This window comes from Rhizobium lentis, from assembly GCF_017352135.1.
Lineage (GTDB): Bacteria > Pseudomonadota > Alphaproteobacteria > Rhizobiales > Rhizobiaceae > Rhizobium > Rhizobium lentis.
Window position 1 is genome coordinate 3,013,762 of the sequence record NZ_CP071454.1, and the last position, 14,618, is coordinate 3,028,379.

Here is a 14,618-nt window from a genome sequence, read left to right on the forward strand (position 1 = left end):
GCAGCGGCTGGCGCCTTGGTGCATTGACCCGTTCCTTGACGATCATCGTTTTAAGAGGATGGCCTATGCTTGCAATGTCGGTTCCGGCGCTCGAATTTTCAATTGAGATTACGGCGCCTCCGCTATAGAAAAACTATATGAAGAACCTGAATTCCGTCCATCTCAACGGTCTGCGGGCATTAGAGGCCGTCGGTCGCCTCGGCTCGTTGCAGGCGGCGGCCGACGAGCTTGGCGTCTCGGTCGGCGCCGTCAGCCAGCAGGTCATCAAGACCGAGGCCCAGCTCGGCCAGGCGATCTTCGAGCGCACAGCCCGGGGAATGATCGCCACGGAGGCCGGCCGGCCGGTGCTAGCTGCGCTCGACGAAGGTTTTGCCCGTCTGTCGGCGGCGGTGTCGCTGGCGCAGCGCAAGGACGATACGATCCTAACGATCTCGGTGGCGCCGGTATTTGCCGCCCGCTGGCTCGTCTGGCGGCTCGATCGCTTCGCCGAACGCCATCCCGAGATCAAGCTGCGGCTGGATGCGACGACCAATCTCGTCAATCCGGCGCTCGGCGATGTCGACATCGGCATCCGCGTCGGCGCCGGCAAATGGCCCGACGTCAAGGCCGAGCTGCTCTTGGAGCAGGAGGTGTTTCCCGTCTGCTCTCCGGAGATCGCGGCGCAATTGCGCGAGCCCGCCGATATTCTGGCCCTGCCGGCCGTCGTCGATGGCCGCGCCATGTTCACCTGGGACGTCTGGATGCGGGAGGCCGGATTGTCGGGCGCGGCACCCGCGACGCGCCACGTCTTCAACGACGCCTCGCTTTGCCTCGATGCGGCGATCGCCGGCCAGGGCGTCATGCTTGCGTGGCAGACTTTTGCCGCCTTTGCGCTTGCCGAGGGCCAGCTCGCCGCTCCCTTCGGCATTCGCGCAAAAACCGGCTTCGGTCACTATTTCGTCACTGCAGAAGGCACACGCGAGCCGAAGAAGGTCAGGGATTTCAAGGCCTGGATTCGCGAGGAAATGGCCGGCACCTTGACGCTTTTCCGGTAGGTCTCAGACCTCGATCGGTTCTTTGCCCCGGATGGCCTGCATCGCCTGATAGGCCGGGCGGGACTGGCAGCGCTCGATCCAGGCTTGGATGTTCGGATGGGCGTCGAACAGCGCCGCCTCGGTCTGGGCATAGCGCAGAACCTCCGCGATGTTGAGATCGGCGACGGTGAAGCGATCGCCGACGATCCATTGCCGGCCGGTAAGGTGGCCTTCGAGCGCAGCCAGCGATCGGCGCAGCAAGCGGCAGGCGGCGGCGATCGTTTCCTTGCCCTCGGCGCTGTTCTCAAGTCCGTTATCGTAGGTGAGGACGATCTTCACGGTCTGCGGCTCGACCTGCGAGGCAGCCCAGACCGTCCACATCGTCAGCAATCCGTCCTCTTCGACGGTTTGACCGGAAAGCGGCCCGCCATTTTTGCGGGCGAGATAGAGATTGATCGCCAGCGACTCATGCATGACGAGATCGCCGTCGCGGATGCTCGGGATCTGCCCCATCGGATTGACGGCGAGGAACTCCGGCGAAAGCGTGTTGAGCGGCGCCCCCTCGGTGAGCGGGTCGGCAAGCCGCCTGGCCTGCAGAATCGGTACGGAGCGGAATTCGAGTCCGAGCTCTTCCGCCATCCAGTACACACGCGACGCGCGCGATCGATAGACGCCATAGATTGTCAGCATGGTGATATCCCCTCGATGTGTCGCAAAAAACGTAGACGCCGGATCACCCCCGGAAAAGTCCTCCCCGCTGATGGGACGATGAAAGCTTTTGATGCGGCGAGCGCCTTCCCGCGGCAGATTGAGCACAATTGCCCGGACAGGGGGAACAATAAGAGGGCCGGCGGGTTGGACCCTGTGATTGGCGCCATCGAGGCGCCGAAAACGATGAGCCGCGTGCGTAGCGCGTGCCAGACAAAGGAGGAACTCATGACGGGCAAGAAGACGCATGAACAACAGCTTCGTGTCATCGAGAAACGCGAGAAAACCACAAACGCCGGCGAGGATTTCGACGCCAAGGCAGATCTGCAACGCAATGAGCAGGCGAAGGAAGCCTATCGAAAAGGCAATGATCTGAAGGCCGACCCGAACCCCCGCGATGATGATCGAGCCATCATGCGCGGCCGCAATCAGGAGAGCGAGCATAAAAAGGGAAGCGGTCGCCCCTGACGATGCCCCCTCATCAGGAAAGGAGAGTCTCATGACCTTGACATTGATCAGCAAGGCTTTTGCCCAGGATCAGCCGATCCCGAGGAAATATGCGCGGGCGGGTGAGAACCTCTTTCCGCCGCTTAGCTGGAGCGGTGCTCCCGACGGGACCAGGAGCTTTGCCCTGGTGGTTGAGGATCCGGACGCTCCACGCGGCACGTTCCGCCACTGCGGCATAGCCAATATTCCGGCTCAGTGGACCGCGCTTGGCGAAAGCGCCGATACGGCGCCAGAGCAGGCACCGCGTTTCTACAAGAACGACTTCGGCAATGCCCGTTATGATGGCCCGCAGCCGCCGCAGGGCGATCGTCCGCATCACTATATTTTCCGCCTCGCCGCACTCGACGTACCGAAGCTCTCCATCCCCGACGCGGCCGGCATCAGTGCGATGTGGGCGGAGGCACGGAAACACGCATTGGCGGAAGCGAGCGTGACGGGTACCTATCAGACGCAATGACCGAGGCGCCTGCGCTGATCTGCAGGGCTGAGTCCGGCGAAGCGGTGTCCGGCTCCCTTTGTCAGGAGATACGGTTTCGCTCGACGGTCAGCTGCTTGTAGGGCGAGCCGCCGCCCGCCATCTCGCCGGAAGCTTTCTTATCCCACTCGAAGCCAAGGACGGCCCCTTCGGCCATCTCCTGGAAGATGTTGTCGGTGATGACGGCGGTGCCGGCGCCCTCGGCGACGGAGACTGCGCATCCGACAGGCGCCTTTCGCACGACATTGCCGTTGACGACGACATTGCGGAGATAAGGACCCCAGCCGATCTGCAGGCCCCATCGCGGCGCGCCCTCGATCACGTTGCCGGAAACCAGCGTATCGGCCTCCGCTGCAATGCCGATGCCGAAGCCGACCTCGTGCGCGTAAGGGCCGTTCAGCGACAGGTTGCGCACGACATTGCCGGTGACGCTCGCCAGTCGCCCGCCTTCGTCGAAATTGGCGATCGATATGCCGTTTGCTGCTCCGTCGATCATATTGGCGGACACGACTGCCCCTTCGAAGGCGAATTCGACATAGATCGCCGTCTCCCCGGAGCGCCGGCACTGGTTGCTGCTGATCTGGATGTCTGATGCCGAATTGGCGCGGATGGCCGTAAAGGCGCAGTCGGCAATGTGGTTGTTGACGACCATCACTCCATCGGCGCGGAAGACATTGATGCCGTTGCCGTTCTGGCCGGTGCCGCCGTCATTGGCGCGGATGTGGGAAATCCGGTTGCCGGACACGACCGTGCCGTCCTCCCCCTTCTTCCAGCGATGCACGAGAACGCCGCCATTTCCGCAGTCGGAGATGGTATTCCCGGTCACGGACAGGCCTGTGGAATCGACCGCGTAAAGCCCGGATTGGGCCGCACCGGAAATGCGGCTGCGCTCGATCCGCCCGCCGCAGCGCTCCAGCTGAAGGCCGTGCTTGCGGCTGCCGCCGATCTCGCAATTATCGATCAGCACCTCGTCGACGCCGGTAAACTGGAGCAGCCCGCCGGCATAATCGCCGAGCCAGCGGTTGCCGCCGTCGATGACGAGATTGGAAAGCTCGATGCGCCTGACGTTCTCGGCGGCAAACAGATGGCCATCGCCGGTATAGACGATCCGCGAGGCGCCGGGCACGCCCGTGATGCGGGTATTGTCGGGCAGCGTGAGGTTGGAGATCCTGTAGGTGCCGGGCGGCAGGAAGACCGGCACGTTCTCGGCCGCCGCCTTTTTGATCATCTGCTCCAGGTTGCGGGTCTTGCGGTCGCCGCTTTTGGGAATGGTGCGATATTCGACGGCGTCGATCGCACCGCGCAGATCAGGCTGGGCCGCCGCCGTCAGCGGCGAGGCAAGCGCGCGCGATGTCCCGCCGGCCAGCGCCGAGGCGGCGAGAAAGAGAAGCATGTCGCGGCGAAAGGGCATTGCGGTCTCTCCTGTCATGACGCGCCCGTAGCAGAAAACGTGCCAGCCCGCCTGTCTCCTTTTGGCACAGGGCCTTCACTGCCATCCGAAATTCCTGTTGCGGCAGAGGTCGATGGCAGGATCTCGCTGCTTATCTTGGTGTGTTGTTCACCCTTTCATTTAAGCAAGCCGAAGGGAATGCGGACTACTTTGAAGGGAAAACAAATGGTGTTGCGGGATGGGCCTTCAGCCGCTGGAAGAGAATGGCGTCATGCACGAACCGAGTGCCGGGCGATGGGAATCTGTCGATGCCTTGACGGCCGAAACGCGGCGTTTCGTTGCCGCGACCGAGGCTATGATGGCGTCGACTGCCCGTCATCTCTCGGAGGGTGTCGAGAACCTGCGCCTGAAGGCAATTATCCACGAACTCCCGGATTTCCTCTACGTCAAGGACCGTGACAGCCGCTTCGTCTTCGCCAACGCCGTCACCGTCGCCAGCCTCGGCCTCAAAAGCACCGAAGAGATCGCCGGCAAGCGTGATTTCGACCTGTTCGAATTCGAGGCGGCGTGCCGCCATTTCGATATCGAGCAACAGATCATGGCAACCGGCGAAGCCCGCGTCGACATGGAGGAAACGGTGGTCCTTCCCGGCACCGTCAAGCCGGTATGCCGGCTGACCTCGAAGATTCCGCTGCGCAACGATCGCGGCGAGATCGTCGGCCTGATCGGTCTTTCCCGCGATATCACCGAACGCAAGCTCCAGGAGGATCTCCATCGCGGCCAGGCGAAACTGCTCGAAATGATCGCCCGCAACGAGCCGCTGCCGATGATCCTCGAGGCGCTGGTGCTGATGATCGAGGCGCAGCTGACCGGTATCGACGGCTCGGTTCTCCTGCTCGACGGCGAGGGCACCCGGCTCTATCACGGCGCTGCTCCCAATCTGCCCGGCGGCTACAGCCGGCTGATCGACGGCGTCACCATCGGCCCGAAGGTCGGCTCCTGCGGCACCGCGGCATGGCGCGGCCAGCCGGTGATCGTCGAGGACGTGATGAGCGATCCGCTCTGGGAGGATTTCCGCGCGCTGGTTGCGCCCTTCGGCTTTCGCTCCTGCTGGTCGACGCCGATCGCCACCTCTGAGAATAATGTGCTCGGCACCTTCGCCCTCTATTCCAGGCAGGTGCGCCGTCCCACGGAGCATGAAATGAAGCTGGTGGCGCTCGCCACCCACATCGCCGGCATCGCCATCGAGCGCAAGCGCGTCGACGACCGCATCCATTTCATGGCCCACCATGACGATCTCACCGGCCTGCCGAACCGCGCCTTTCTGAAGGAGCGGCTCGCCAACATCCTCGACCAGGCCCGGCGCAACGGCCGCAAGGTCACCGTCGCCTATCTCGATCTCGACAATTTCAAGGACGTCAATGACGGCAGCGGTCACGCCGCCGGCGACGAGGTACTGAAGGAGATCGCCAGCCGCATGGCGAACAGCATCCGCGCCTCGGATATGGTGGTGCGGCTCGGCGGCGACGAGTTCCTCGTCGTGCTCGTCCATCAGTCGAGCCATGATGCCGGCATCAACCGCCGCCTTCGCGAATTGCAGAAAGCGATCAACCGGCCGATGCGCGGCGGCGGCAGTGATATCACCATCACCTCGAGCATCGGCGTCGCCGCCTTTCCCGTCGACGGCGCAACCCCGGAAGAGCTGCTGGCCAATGCAGATCGCGCCATGTACCGCGCCAAGCAACTCGGCCGCAATACGCTGCAGCATCATGACGGCGACAGCAGCGGGCTCGGCATGCCGCGCGGCGAGCAGGAGGAGCTTCACCAGGCGATCACCTGCGATCAGCTCTTCCTGGAATATCAGCCGCAGGTCGATGTCGCCACCGGCCGCATTACCGGCGTCGAGGCGCTGGTGCGCTGGAACCATCCGGCCAAGGGCAGGGTGCCGCCGGTCAATTTCATCCCGCTTGCCGAAGAGACCGGCCTGATCGTTCCGCTTGGCCTCTGGGTGCTGAACGAGGCCTGCCGCCAGGCGCGCAGCTGGCAGGATATGGGCCTGGCGCCGGTGACGGTCGCCGTCAATGTTTCGGCCAAGCAGTTTGCCGATCCGGATTTCGCGAGCCATGTCGCCGAGGCGCTGGAGCGCAACCGCCTGCAATCCCGCTGGCTGGAGCTCGAGGTCACCGAAAGCGTGGTGATGCAGAATGCCGAGCGTGCGCTCGCCATGATGGAGCAGCTAAGGGCGATCGGTGTTCGCCTGTCGATCGACGATTTCGGCTCCGGCTATTCCAGCCTTGCGGCACTGAAGACCTTCCCCTTCGACCGGCTGAAGATGGATCGTTCGCTGGTCGAGGCCCTGCCGGGCGACAAGACCGCCGTCGCCATCGCCTCGGCCGTCATTTCGCTGGCGCAGACGCTGAAGCTGTCGGTTCTCGCCGAGGGCGTCGAGACCGATGCCCAGATGGATTTCCTGCGGCACGCGCACTGCGAGGAAGCCCAGGGCTACCACTTCTCGAAGCCCGTCTCGCCGGAGGAGCTTTCCCGAATGCTGCAGACGCGGCTGCCCTGAACTTTTCCTCAAGTTGCTGATCACGAGTGGATCGTTCGGTCAGACCCGAATGATGTTGAGACGCAGAGCGCTGACCACCGCCTGCGTTCTCGTCGTGCATCCGAGCTTCCTGATCACGCTGCCGATCTGATTGTTGACGGTGTTTTCCGACAGATCGAGTAGCTTGGCAATTTCGCTGCTCTTCCTGCCTCCGGCCGTCAGCCTAAGGCAGTCCAGCTCGCTCTGGGTAAAGGCAACCGGCTTGTGTTTCTCGTTCAGCGTCAGCTGTGACAGCCGATCATAAATGAGCGTGGCGATAAACAGGAGTTTCGCCATTTCGACCATGCTGAAATTCCGAGACCCCGAAATCGACATCGCACCACGTCCGCCCGCGGCATCATGAACGGGAAAATACGCGCCCTTTTCCATGCCGTACCGCCTGAACAACTCGATGACGGTGGACTTCTTGCCTTCTCCCCGATCGGTATTGATCGCCTCGACATCATAGTTGAAGGGGCTGGTCGACCTCAGCATCCGCCGGATGACCGGACTGTCGACCATCAGGTTATGGGCGTCGTAATAATCGACCATTTCCGCCGGCCAGTTGGTGATGATCTTCGTCGCGCCGATTTCAACGACATCGACCGTGGGGAGCGTCATGATCAGGAAAGCCGACATTCCCAGATCCTGAGTCAGACGCTTCATGTATTTGAAGACTTCGTAATGCGTCTTGAAGCCTGCGGCGACTTCCTCAATTCGATTGAACTCGGCCTCGAGCGGCATGTCTTTCTCCGATGGCATTCGCGGCGCCTGGCGGCTGAGGTGTCCACTTATCCGCTCGTATCGGAAGTTGATTCTGCATGCTCCAAGCACGACGGAATATGCATCTGCAGAGGAAAAACGGAAAGACCCTTGCCTGCCCGAAACAGGCGGGCGGCCATTGCTTAACAAAGAGTTTACGGATCTTCGAACCATTCGAAGCCGGCAAAGGCGATTAAATCGGTGGCGGCACGTTTGACAACGTCCCGAAAGATCAGCTTCCGACGCCAAGTCCTAATGCAAATGGCTGATCCTATTCGGTTTTCTTTCAGCATCGCTCGGATGTCACGCATCCGGTTTCGCGACGGCTCGGTTAAAGGAAGCTTAAAGATTTTATCGGATTCTATTTTCGGGGTGCCCGTCCAGCGCAAATCCGTGATGGGTGGCGGCAGTCGTTCGCTCAATTTGAGCTAGGGGGAAGAGCATGAAGAAATTAGGATTCGGCTTCGGTTCGGATGCCAAGGCTGTCCTCGCCGCGATGAGCAGATCGCAGGCGATCATCGAATTCGACCTCACCGGCAGGATTCTCACCGCCAACGCCAATTTTTGCGCCGCGCTCGGTTACGACTTGTCGGAGATCGTCGGCCAGCATCACCGGATGTTCGTCGAACAGGCAGAAGCCGCGTCGGCCGATTATCGCGAATTCTGGGCGAAGCTCGGGCGTGGTGAGTTCGATCAGCGCCAGTACAAGCGCATCGGCAAGGGTGGCAAGGAAATCTGGATCGAAGCCTCCTACAATCCCGTCTTCAGCGGCGGGAAACCCTACAAGGTGGTGAAGTTCGCCACCGATATTACCAAACAGAAGCTGCAGAGCGCCGAAGATGCCGGCAAGATAAGCGCGCTGTCGCGCGCCCAGGCGGTTATCGAATTCACGCCAAAGGGCGAGATCCTGACGGCGAACGAGAATTTCCTGTCGGCCCTCGGCTATCAGCTTGCCGAGATCCAGGGCCGCCATCATTCGATGTTTTGCGACAGCGCTTATGCAAACAGTGACGATTATCGGCGGTTCTGGACGCGTCTGTCGGCCGGCGAATTCGTCGCCGACGAGTTCCTGCGCATCGGCAAGGGCGGCAAGAAGGTCTATATCCAGGCCTCCTACAATCCGATCTTCGACATGAACGGCAAGGTGTTCAAGGTCGTCAAGTTCGCAACCGACGTCACGGCCCGCGTCAGCAATGTCGATCAGCTGGCGGCATCCCTGATGGCTCTGTCCGGCGGCGATCTGACCCAGGAAGTCGTAACCCCGTTCATTCCGACACTGGAAAAACTCCGCACCGACTTCAACGCCGCGGTCGGCAAGCTGCGCACGGCGATGCAGGTCGTGGCCCAAAACGCAACTGGGATCGCCGCCGGAGCTCAGCAAGTCCGTTCCGCCTCGGACGATTTGTCGAAGCGCACGGAACAGCAGGCGGCCTCCGTCGAGGAAACTGCAGCCGCCCTGGAAGAGATCACCACAACGGTTTCAGATTCCAGCAATCGTGCCCAGGAGGCCGGCCAACTGGTGCGAAGGACGCGTGAGAATGCCGAGCGCTCAGGGGCGGTGGTCCGCAGCGCCGTCGATGCTATGGGCAAGATCGAGACATCATCGGCCGAGATCAGCAATATTATCGGCGTGATCGACGAAATCGCGTTTCAGACCAACCTGTTGGCGCTCAACGCAGGCGTCGAGGCGGCACGCGCGGGCGATGCCGGCAAGGGGTTTGCGGTGGTCGCGCAGGAAGTTCGCGAGCTTGCTCAGAGATCGGCCAAGGCGGCAAAGGAGATCAAGGAGCTCATCAGCGCCTCTAACGAGCACGTGAAGAGCGGGGTGACCCTGGTTGGCGAAACCGGCAAGGCGTTGGAAGAGATCGTCGCCCAGGTCCAGCAGGTCAATGGCAATGTTCTCGCGATCGTCGAAAGTTCCAAGGAGCAGGCGACGGGATTGAAGGAAATCAACACCGCCGTAAACACCATGGACCAGGGTACGCAGCAGAATGCAGCAATGGTCGAGGAATCGACGGCCGCCGCCCATAGCCTCTCCAGGGAGGCCGACGCGCTTTTTCAGTTGCTGGGGCAGTTCAACATCGGCACCGTGACCGCACATCAATCACGCCCTGCAGTGGTAACCGCCGCGTCCAGGCCCGTCACTTCGGCGCCGCGGGCAATGGTCGCGAAGGTCGGCGCTGCCTTCCATGGTAATGCGGCAGTTGCCGGCGGGGACTGGGAGGAGTTCTGACGCCGCCGCTTCTCCCTATTTGAGAGCCCTGCCGATCGCCTCGATCTCGTTCGTCCATATGCCTGCCGCATAGTCCTGCGGCAGGCGCGACAGCTGCGCGGGATCGTCGATGCCGGTGGAAAAGTCATTGCCGCGGTAGGGGCCAAGCAGGAAGACTTCCGTTCCGGCCTCTTCCATCCGGTTGAGAAAGCGGTCAGGCCAGCCCCAGAGCCAGGGTGCGATATTGATCGGCACCAGCATCATCCGATGTTTGCATGCCTCCGGCAGTACGCCGGTCCAGCCATAGCCGATATAGCCGAACAGGCAGCCTTTGAGGCTCTTGCGCGAGGCGGTCTTGATATCGGGTGAAAGCCGATGCAGGACGTCGATCGGCTCGTCGCCGCCATAGACGATGATGCCAGCCCGTCGTGCGGCCGGAAGCCCGTTCAGCACGGCGGCGAGCTTTTCTCCCTCCGATGGATCGCGGCTCTTGATATTGATGAGGAAGCGCCGATCCGGAAAGGTCGAAAGCACTTGCGCCAACGTCGGCATCATGCCGATGCCCCGGCCGCGAAAGGGAAAGCTCTTGCCGCCATCGGCGGTATAACCGTAGCCGATGTCGAGCGTCCTCATCTCAGCCATCGAATGCTCGCGGGTCACGCCGTGCCCGTCTGTGCGGCAGTCGAGCGTCCAGTCGTGAAAGACGGCGAATTCGCGATCCGTCGTCGGATGCACATCGATCTCGACGATATCGGCGCCAGCGGCAAAACCTGCCTGCATCGAAGGAATGGTGTTTTCCAGATAGTCGTGCTTCGGCGGCAGCATGCGGCTCGCTGTGCAGGTGTCGTTCTTCAGACCGGTCTCATTGAACCGCTGGGCGATGCCGCGATGGGCGAGCAGCACCGGCTTTCCCGGCCGATGCTCGGCAAGCAGGCTGGTATTGTTGAGATAGATGCCGGCGGTTGCGAGCGCGATCGCCGTCGCACAATAGAAAAGCTTCCTGCCCATCCTGCTCCCCCTGATTGCATCGAAGGAGGCGACAGCTAGAAGGCGATTCCGGTTGTTCTTGGACGGTTTTCCGGCTTTTCTATGCGCGGGGTTTATTCGCGCGAAAGGATCGGCATCGCCATGGAACCACAGGACGACGAGCTCATCCAATCCGAAGCGCACGGCGCGGCCCCGCTGCCGCCCTCCGTCGAAGGCCATGCCGGCCGCGCCGGCGCCCGCATTTGGTATGCGAGCTGCGGGACGGGCCCCGCCGCTATTCTGCTGCGCCGCCGTGTGGTCCTTCTCAAGGGGATCAGGGGATGAGGATCGCTCCCTCTGGCCTCGCGCCGGTTTCCCGCTATCTCTTGTTTCATGAGAGCTGACGCACTGCTTTATCCCGCCCCGGAAGGGCTCTACTGCCCGGACGGCGGTTTTTATATCGATCCGGTGCGGCCTGTCGAACGGGCGCTCGTCACCCATGGCCATTCCGATCACGCCCGGCCGGGTCATGTAAATGTGCTTGCCACCGGCCAGACCCTCGACATCATGCGCCTGCGCTACGGCGAGGGCTTTTGCGCCAGCGAGCAGATTGCCGCGTTCGGCGAGGAGCTGCTCATCAACGGCGTCAAGGTGAGTTTTCATCCCGCCGGCCACGTGCTCGGCTCGGCCCAGATCGCCATCGAGAAGAACGGCACGCGCATCGTCGTCTCCGGCGATTACAAGCGCCGCCCCGACCCGACCTGCGCCGCCTATGTGCCGGTCGCCTGCGATGTCTTCATCACCGAGGCGACCTTCGGCCTGCCGGTCTTCCACCATCCCGACCCGATCGACGAGACCGGCAAGCTGCTGGCCTCGCTCCGGCAATTTCCAGAGCGCACCCATCTCGTCGGCGCCTATGCGCTGGGCAAGGCCCAGCGCGTCATCCGCCTGCTACGCGATGCCGGTTACGCCGAACCGATCTACATCCATGGCGCCATGGAAAAGCTCTGCGATTATTACGTCGGTCAGGGCATCGATCTCGGCGAGCTGCAGCCCGCCACGATCGAAAGCCGCGACAGGTCAGCCTTCAAGGGCGCCGTCGTCATCGGCCCGTCATCGGCCTTCGCCGATCGCTGGGCGCGGCGCTTCAACGAGCCGCTGCCGGCCTTCGCCTCCGGCTGGATGATGGTGCGCCAGCGCGCCAAACAGCTCGGCGTCGAACTGCCGCTCGTCATCTCCGATCACTGCGACTGGCCGGAACTGACCGAAACGATCCGGGAGCTGCACCCGGCCGAGGTCTGGGTAACCCATGGCCGCGAGGAAGCCCTGGTGCGCTGGTGCCAGCTGCAGGGCATCAAGGCGAAACCGTTGCATCTCGTGGGCTATGAGGATGAGGCGGATTGAGATGAGTTGGAGAACGCGTCAAAACCCCTCTTTAGCCGATCTTACCGCCACTTTGGAGGTGGCACCTACGCCCACCCCACACTCCCTCATTCCTGTGCTCGTCACAGGAATCCAGCCACCGCGCGTCGGCGGGGTGAATGACTCATGCAACGCCGAAGAGTTTCTCGCGCCCAAGGACTTGGGCGCACTGGATTCCTGTGACGAGCACAGGAATGAGGGAGTTCCCATAGGGCTTCTTCATGCCGAAATGCGGAGGCCCTCATGAAAGCCTTCGCCGACCTCCTCGACCGGCTGGTGCTGACCCCCAGCCGCAACGCCAAACTCAAGCTGCTGACCGACTATTTCCGCGACACGCCGGACCCGGATCGCGGTTACGGCCTTGCCGCCATCGCGGGCACGCTGGAGGTGCGCAACGTCAAGCCCGCCATGCTGCGCGACCTGGTGCTGGAACGCATGGACGAGGTGCTGTTCCATTATTCCTACGACTATGTCGGTGATCTTGCCGAAACCATTTCGCTCGTCTGGGACAATGAGCGGGATATCGACCGCTCGGCCCTTTCCCAGCCGCGCCTCGGCGAGGTCGTCACCCGCATGAACGGGCTCGGCCGCACCGAAGTGCGCGGCTATGTCCGCGATCTGCTCGACCGGCTGGATTCCTCCGGCCGTTTCGCCTTCATCAAGCTTGCGACCGGCGCGCTGCGCATCGGCGTTTCCGCCCGTCTGGCCAAACAGGCGCTGGCCGATCTCGGGGGCAAGGACGTCACCGAGATCGAAACCCTCTGGCACGGCCTCCAGCCGCCTTACGAGACGCTGTTCCACTGGCTTGCGGGCGACGGCGACAAACCGGCGCTGGCGACACCGGCGATCTTTCATTCCGTCATGCTCGCCAATGCGGTGGAGGAGGGGGATCTGGCGGGTCTCGACCCGGTCGACTACGCCGCCGAATGGAAATGGGACGGCATCCGCGTCCAGCTGTCGCGCTCCGGCGACAGGCGCAAGATCTATTCCCGCTCCGGCGACGATATTTCGGGCGCCTTTCCCGATATTCTTGAAGCGATCAATTTTTCAGGTGTCGTCGACGGCGAGCTGCTGGTCGGCGGCACTGCCCGCTCAAACAGCCCGACGCGCACCTTCTCCGACCTGCAGCAACGGCTGAACCGCAAGACGGTGACGGCAAAAATGCTCGACGATTATCCCGCCTTCATCCGCGCCTACGACCTGCTCTTCGACGAGGACGAGGATATTCGCGGCCGAACCTATGTCGATCGCCGCGAGCGCCTTTCCGATATCATCGACCGCGCCCCCCACGACCGGTTCGACCTCTCGCCGCTCGTGCCTTTCTCCTCATGGAAGGAGCTCGACAATCTGCGTGCCGCCCCGCCCGATCCGGTCATCGAGGGCGTGATGATCAAGCGGCGCGACAGCATCTACCAGGCCGGCCGCATGAAAGGTCCCTGGTTCAAGTGGAAGCGCAATCCCTACAATGTCGATGCGGTATTGATGTATGCTCAGCGCGGCCACGGCAAGCGCTCCAGCTATTATTCCGATTTCACCTTCGGCGTCTGGGCCGACGACGAGGACGGCGAACAGCTGGTGCCGGTGGGAAAGGCCTATTTCGGTTTCACCGATGCCGAGCTCGAGCTGCTCGACAAATTCGTCCGCAACAACACGACCGAGCGCTTCGGCCCGGTGCGCGCCGTGCGCGCCGACAGGGATTTCGGCTTCGTCGTCGAGGTGGCCTTCGAGGGCATCAACCGCTCGACGCGGCACAAATCGGGCGTGGCGATGCGCTTCCCCCGCATCGCTCGCCTTCGCCCCGACAAACCTTCCTACGAGGCCGACCGGCTGCGCACGCTGATCGCCATGATCGACGCCAAGCCCGCGTGATCGGATGCATGGCCGCCTACCGATCCCAGGGGATGATTTCGAGATCCGGCCACAGCTGGCGCCACCGCGCGATCTTTTTTTCATAGATCTCCCGGGTGACCTGTTTCTTGTTGACCCGGACGACCGGCGCCAATAGATCCGACAATCCATAAGGCGCGCAGAGAGCCAGCCTGTTGTCCAAAGGGCGAATTCCGACGGCAGTAGCGGTCGTCGGAAAGGTGGTGATCGCCTCGTCGGTGGATGTGTAGGGCTTTATCGAATAGCCGAATTTATCCTCATACCAGATATGAACCCTGGCCTGGTTCTTCACATCGATCCAGACGGGCAGGTCGGAGAACAGGTCCCGGATTCGGGCTGCGTGGTCTGCTTCTGCGCTTTCGGACCGGTCGTTGCCGTCGAAATAAACGATATCGATGTCGTTGATGCCGTGATCGTGTGCGAAGCCAAGGGCGTGGTTCCAGACTGTCTGGGCGATCGCCCCCGCGACGAGGCGCGCATCGGGCAACACGATTTGGTCCCAGCGATCGAGCACTGTCTGAAGGAGCGGACTCTTCGAAATGATTGCCTGGAGTTCCATCTCCTGCGACTTCGCCATTGATTCCCCCTTTCGCTGACCGATCCGATTCCGGTGCAAGACTGTTGCGGGAAGCTTTACGCTGCAACCTGCGCAACAATGACGCAGGGCAATATTTTCAACATCATGTGTA

The 14,618-nt window shown here is 62.1% G+C and carries 12 protein-coding genes and 1 pseudogene; 8 read left to right on the top strand and 5 right to left on the bottom strand.

Features of this window, described 5'->3' with window-relative positions; all coding sequences use genetic code 11:
• The first annotated feature begins 137 nt into the window (after positions 1–137).
• Entirely contained in the window at positions 138–1,034 is an 897-nt protein-coding gene (locus J0663_RS14490; protein ID WP_207241017.1) for a LysR substrate-binding domain-containing protein, read from the top strand.
• A 3-nt stretch (positions 1,035–1,037) separates the two neighbouring features.
• On the opposite strand, the gene J0663_RS14495 is transcribed toward J0663_RS14490, so the two are convergent.
• Positions 1,038–1,703 carry a glutathione S-transferase family protein gene (locus tag J0663_RS14495; protein ID WP_207241018.1) on the bottom strand — a complete coding sequence of 222 codons (666 nt, stop codon included), beginning with the start codon at positions 1,701–1,703 and terminating at the stop codon, positions 1,038–1,040.
• Positions 1,704–1,949: 246 nt separating this feature from the next.
• On the opposite strand from J0663_RS14495, the gene J0663_RS14500 reads away from it, so the two are divergent.
• Together J0663_RS14500 and J0663_RS14505 are read left to right on the top strand one after the other, a co-directional pair.
• Complete coding sequence (locus J0663_RS14500; protein WP_207244505.1) at positions 1,950–2,189, top strand: hypothetical protein; 240 nt, start codon at positions 1,950–1,952, stop codon at positions 2,187–2,189.
• A 31-nt stretch (positions 2,190–2,220) separates the two neighbouring features.
• Positions 2,221–2,685 (top strand): YbhB/YbcL family Raf kinase inhibitor-like protein, encoded by a 465-nt coding sequence (locus J0663_RS14505; protein ID WP_207241019.1) that lies wholly within the window; start codon positions 2,221–2,223, stop codon positions 2,683–2,685.
• A 61-nt stretch (positions 2,686–2,746) separates the two neighbouring features.
• On the opposite strand, the gene J0663_RS14510 is transcribed toward J0663_RS14505, so the two are convergent.
• Positions 2,747–4,114, bottom strand: coding sequence for a TIGR03808 family TAT-translocated repetitive protein (locus tag J0663_RS14510; RefSeq protein WP_207241020.1), 1,368 nt, complete (start codon positions 4,112–4,114; stop codon positions 2,747–2,749).
• A 250-nt stretch (positions 4,115–4,364) separates the two neighbouring features.
• Here J0663_RS14510 and J0663_RS14515 point away from each other — a divergent pair, with 250 nt between their 5' ends.
• On the top strand, positions 4,365–6,662 hold the full coding sequence (locus tag J0663_RS14515; protein ID WP_207241021.1) for a sensor domain-containing protein: 2,298 nt from the start codon (positions 4,365–4,367) through the stop codon (positions 6,660–6,662).
• A gap of 39 nt (positions 6,663–6,701) precedes the next feature.
• On the opposite strand, the gene J0663_RS14520 is transcribed toward J0663_RS14515, so the two are convergent.
• A complete protein-coding gene (locus J0663_RS14520; RefSeq protein WP_207244506.1) occupies positions 6,702–7,424 on the bottom strand; it encodes a LuxR family transcriptional regulator in 723 nt (240 codons plus the stop codon).
• Between the two features lie 460 nt (positions 7,425–7,884).
• On the opposite strand from J0663_RS14520, the gene J0663_RS14525 reads away from it, so the two are divergent.
• Entirely contained in the window at positions 7,885–9,675 is a 1,791-nt protein-coding gene (locus J0663_RS14525) for a methyl-accepting chemotaxis protein (protein WP_207241022.1), read from the top strand.
• A 15-nt stretch (positions 9,676–9,690) separates the two neighbouring features.
• Here the strand turns inward: J0663_RS14525 and J0663_RS14530 are convergent, their stop codons facing one another.
• Positions 9,691–10,662 carry a glycerophosphodiester phosphodiesterase family protein gene (locus J0663_RS14530; protein WP_207241023.1) on the bottom strand — a complete coding sequence of 324 codons (972 nt, stop codon included), beginning with the start codon at positions 10,660–10,662 and terminating at the stop codon, positions 9,691–9,693.
• Between the two features lie 120 nt (positions 10,663–10,782).
• Here J0663_RS14530 and J0663_RS14535 point away from each other — a divergent pair.
• From J0663_RS14535 to J0663_RS14545, 3 genes and pseudogenes are all read left to right on the top strand, one after another.
• Positions 10,783–10,926: pseudogene (locus J0663_RS14535) on the top strand (alpha/beta fold hydrolase); the annotation flags it as partial.
• Between the two features lie 87 nt (positions 10,927–11,013).
• On the top strand, positions 11,014–12,024 hold the full coding sequence (locus J0663_RS14540; protein ID WP_207241024.1) for a ligase-associated DNA damage response exonuclease: 1,011 nt from the start codon (positions 11,014–11,016) through the stop codon (positions 12,022–12,024).
• Positions 12,025–12,285: 261 nt separating this feature from the next.
• Positions 12,286–13,911 (top strand): cisplatin damage response ATP-dependent DNA ligase, encoded by a 1,626-nt coding sequence (locus tag J0663_RS14545; protein ID WP_207241025.1) that lies wholly within the window; start codon positions 12,286–12,288, stop codon positions 13,909–13,911.
• A gap of 16 nt (positions 13,912–13,927) precedes the next feature.
• On the opposite strand, the gene J0663_RS14550 is transcribed toward J0663_RS14545, so the two are convergent.
• Positions 13,928–14,506, bottom strand: coding sequence for a nucleotidyltransferase family protein (locus J0663_RS14550; protein WP_207241026.1), 579 nt, complete (start codon positions 14,504–14,506; stop codon positions 13,928–13,930).
• Between the last annotated feature and the right edge of the window lie 112 nt (positions 14,507–14,618).

Coding starts and splice junctions, on each gene's coding strand:
- J0663_RS14550 (WP_207241026.1), bottom strand. CDS start 14,506: ATGGCGAAGTCGCAGGAGATGGAACTCCAGGCAATCATTTCGAAGAGT.
- J0663_RS14540 (WP_207241024.1), top strand. CDS start 11,014: ATGAGAGCTGACGCACTGCTTTATCCCGCCCCGGAAGGGCTCTACTGC.
- J0663_RS14495 (WP_207241018.1), bottom strand. CDS start 1,703: ATGCTGACAATCTATGGCGTCTATCGATCGCGCGCGTCGCGTGTGTAC.
- J0663_RS14510 (WP_207241020.1), bottom strand. CDS start 4,114: ATGCCCTTTCGCCGCGACATGCTTCTCTTTCTCGCCGCCTCGGCGCTG.
- J0663_RS14525 (WP_207241022.1), top strand. CDS start 7,885: ATGAAGAAATTAGGATTCGGCTTCGGTTCGGATGCCAAGGCTGTCCTC.
- J0663_RS14520 (WP_207244506.1), bottom strand. CDS start 7,424: ATGCCGCTCGAGGCCGAGTTCAATCGAATTGAGGAAGTCGCCGCAGGC.
- J0663_RS14515 (WP_207241021.1), top strand. CDS start 4,365: ATGCACGAACCGAGTGCCGGGCGATGGGAATCTGTCGATGCCTTGACG.
- J0663_RS14490 (WP_207241017.1), top strand. CDS start 138: ATGAAGAACCTGAATTCCGTCCATCTCAACGGTCTGCGGGCATTAGAG.
- J0663_RS14545 (WP_207241025.1), top strand. CDS start 12,286: ATGAAAGCCTTCGCCGACCTCCTCGACCGGCTGGTGCTGACCCCCAGC.
- J0663_RS14505 (WP_207241019.1), top strand. CDS start 2,221: ATGACCTTGACATTGATCAGCAAGGCTTTTGCCCAGGATCAGCCGATC.
- J0663_RS14500 (WP_207244505.1), top strand. CDS start 1,950: ATGACGGGCAAGAAGACGCATGAACAACAGCTTCGTGTCATCGAGAAA.
- J0663_RS14530 (WP_207241023.1), bottom strand. CDS start 10,662: ATGGGCAGGAAGCTTTTCTATTGTGCGACGGCGATCGCGCTCGCAACC.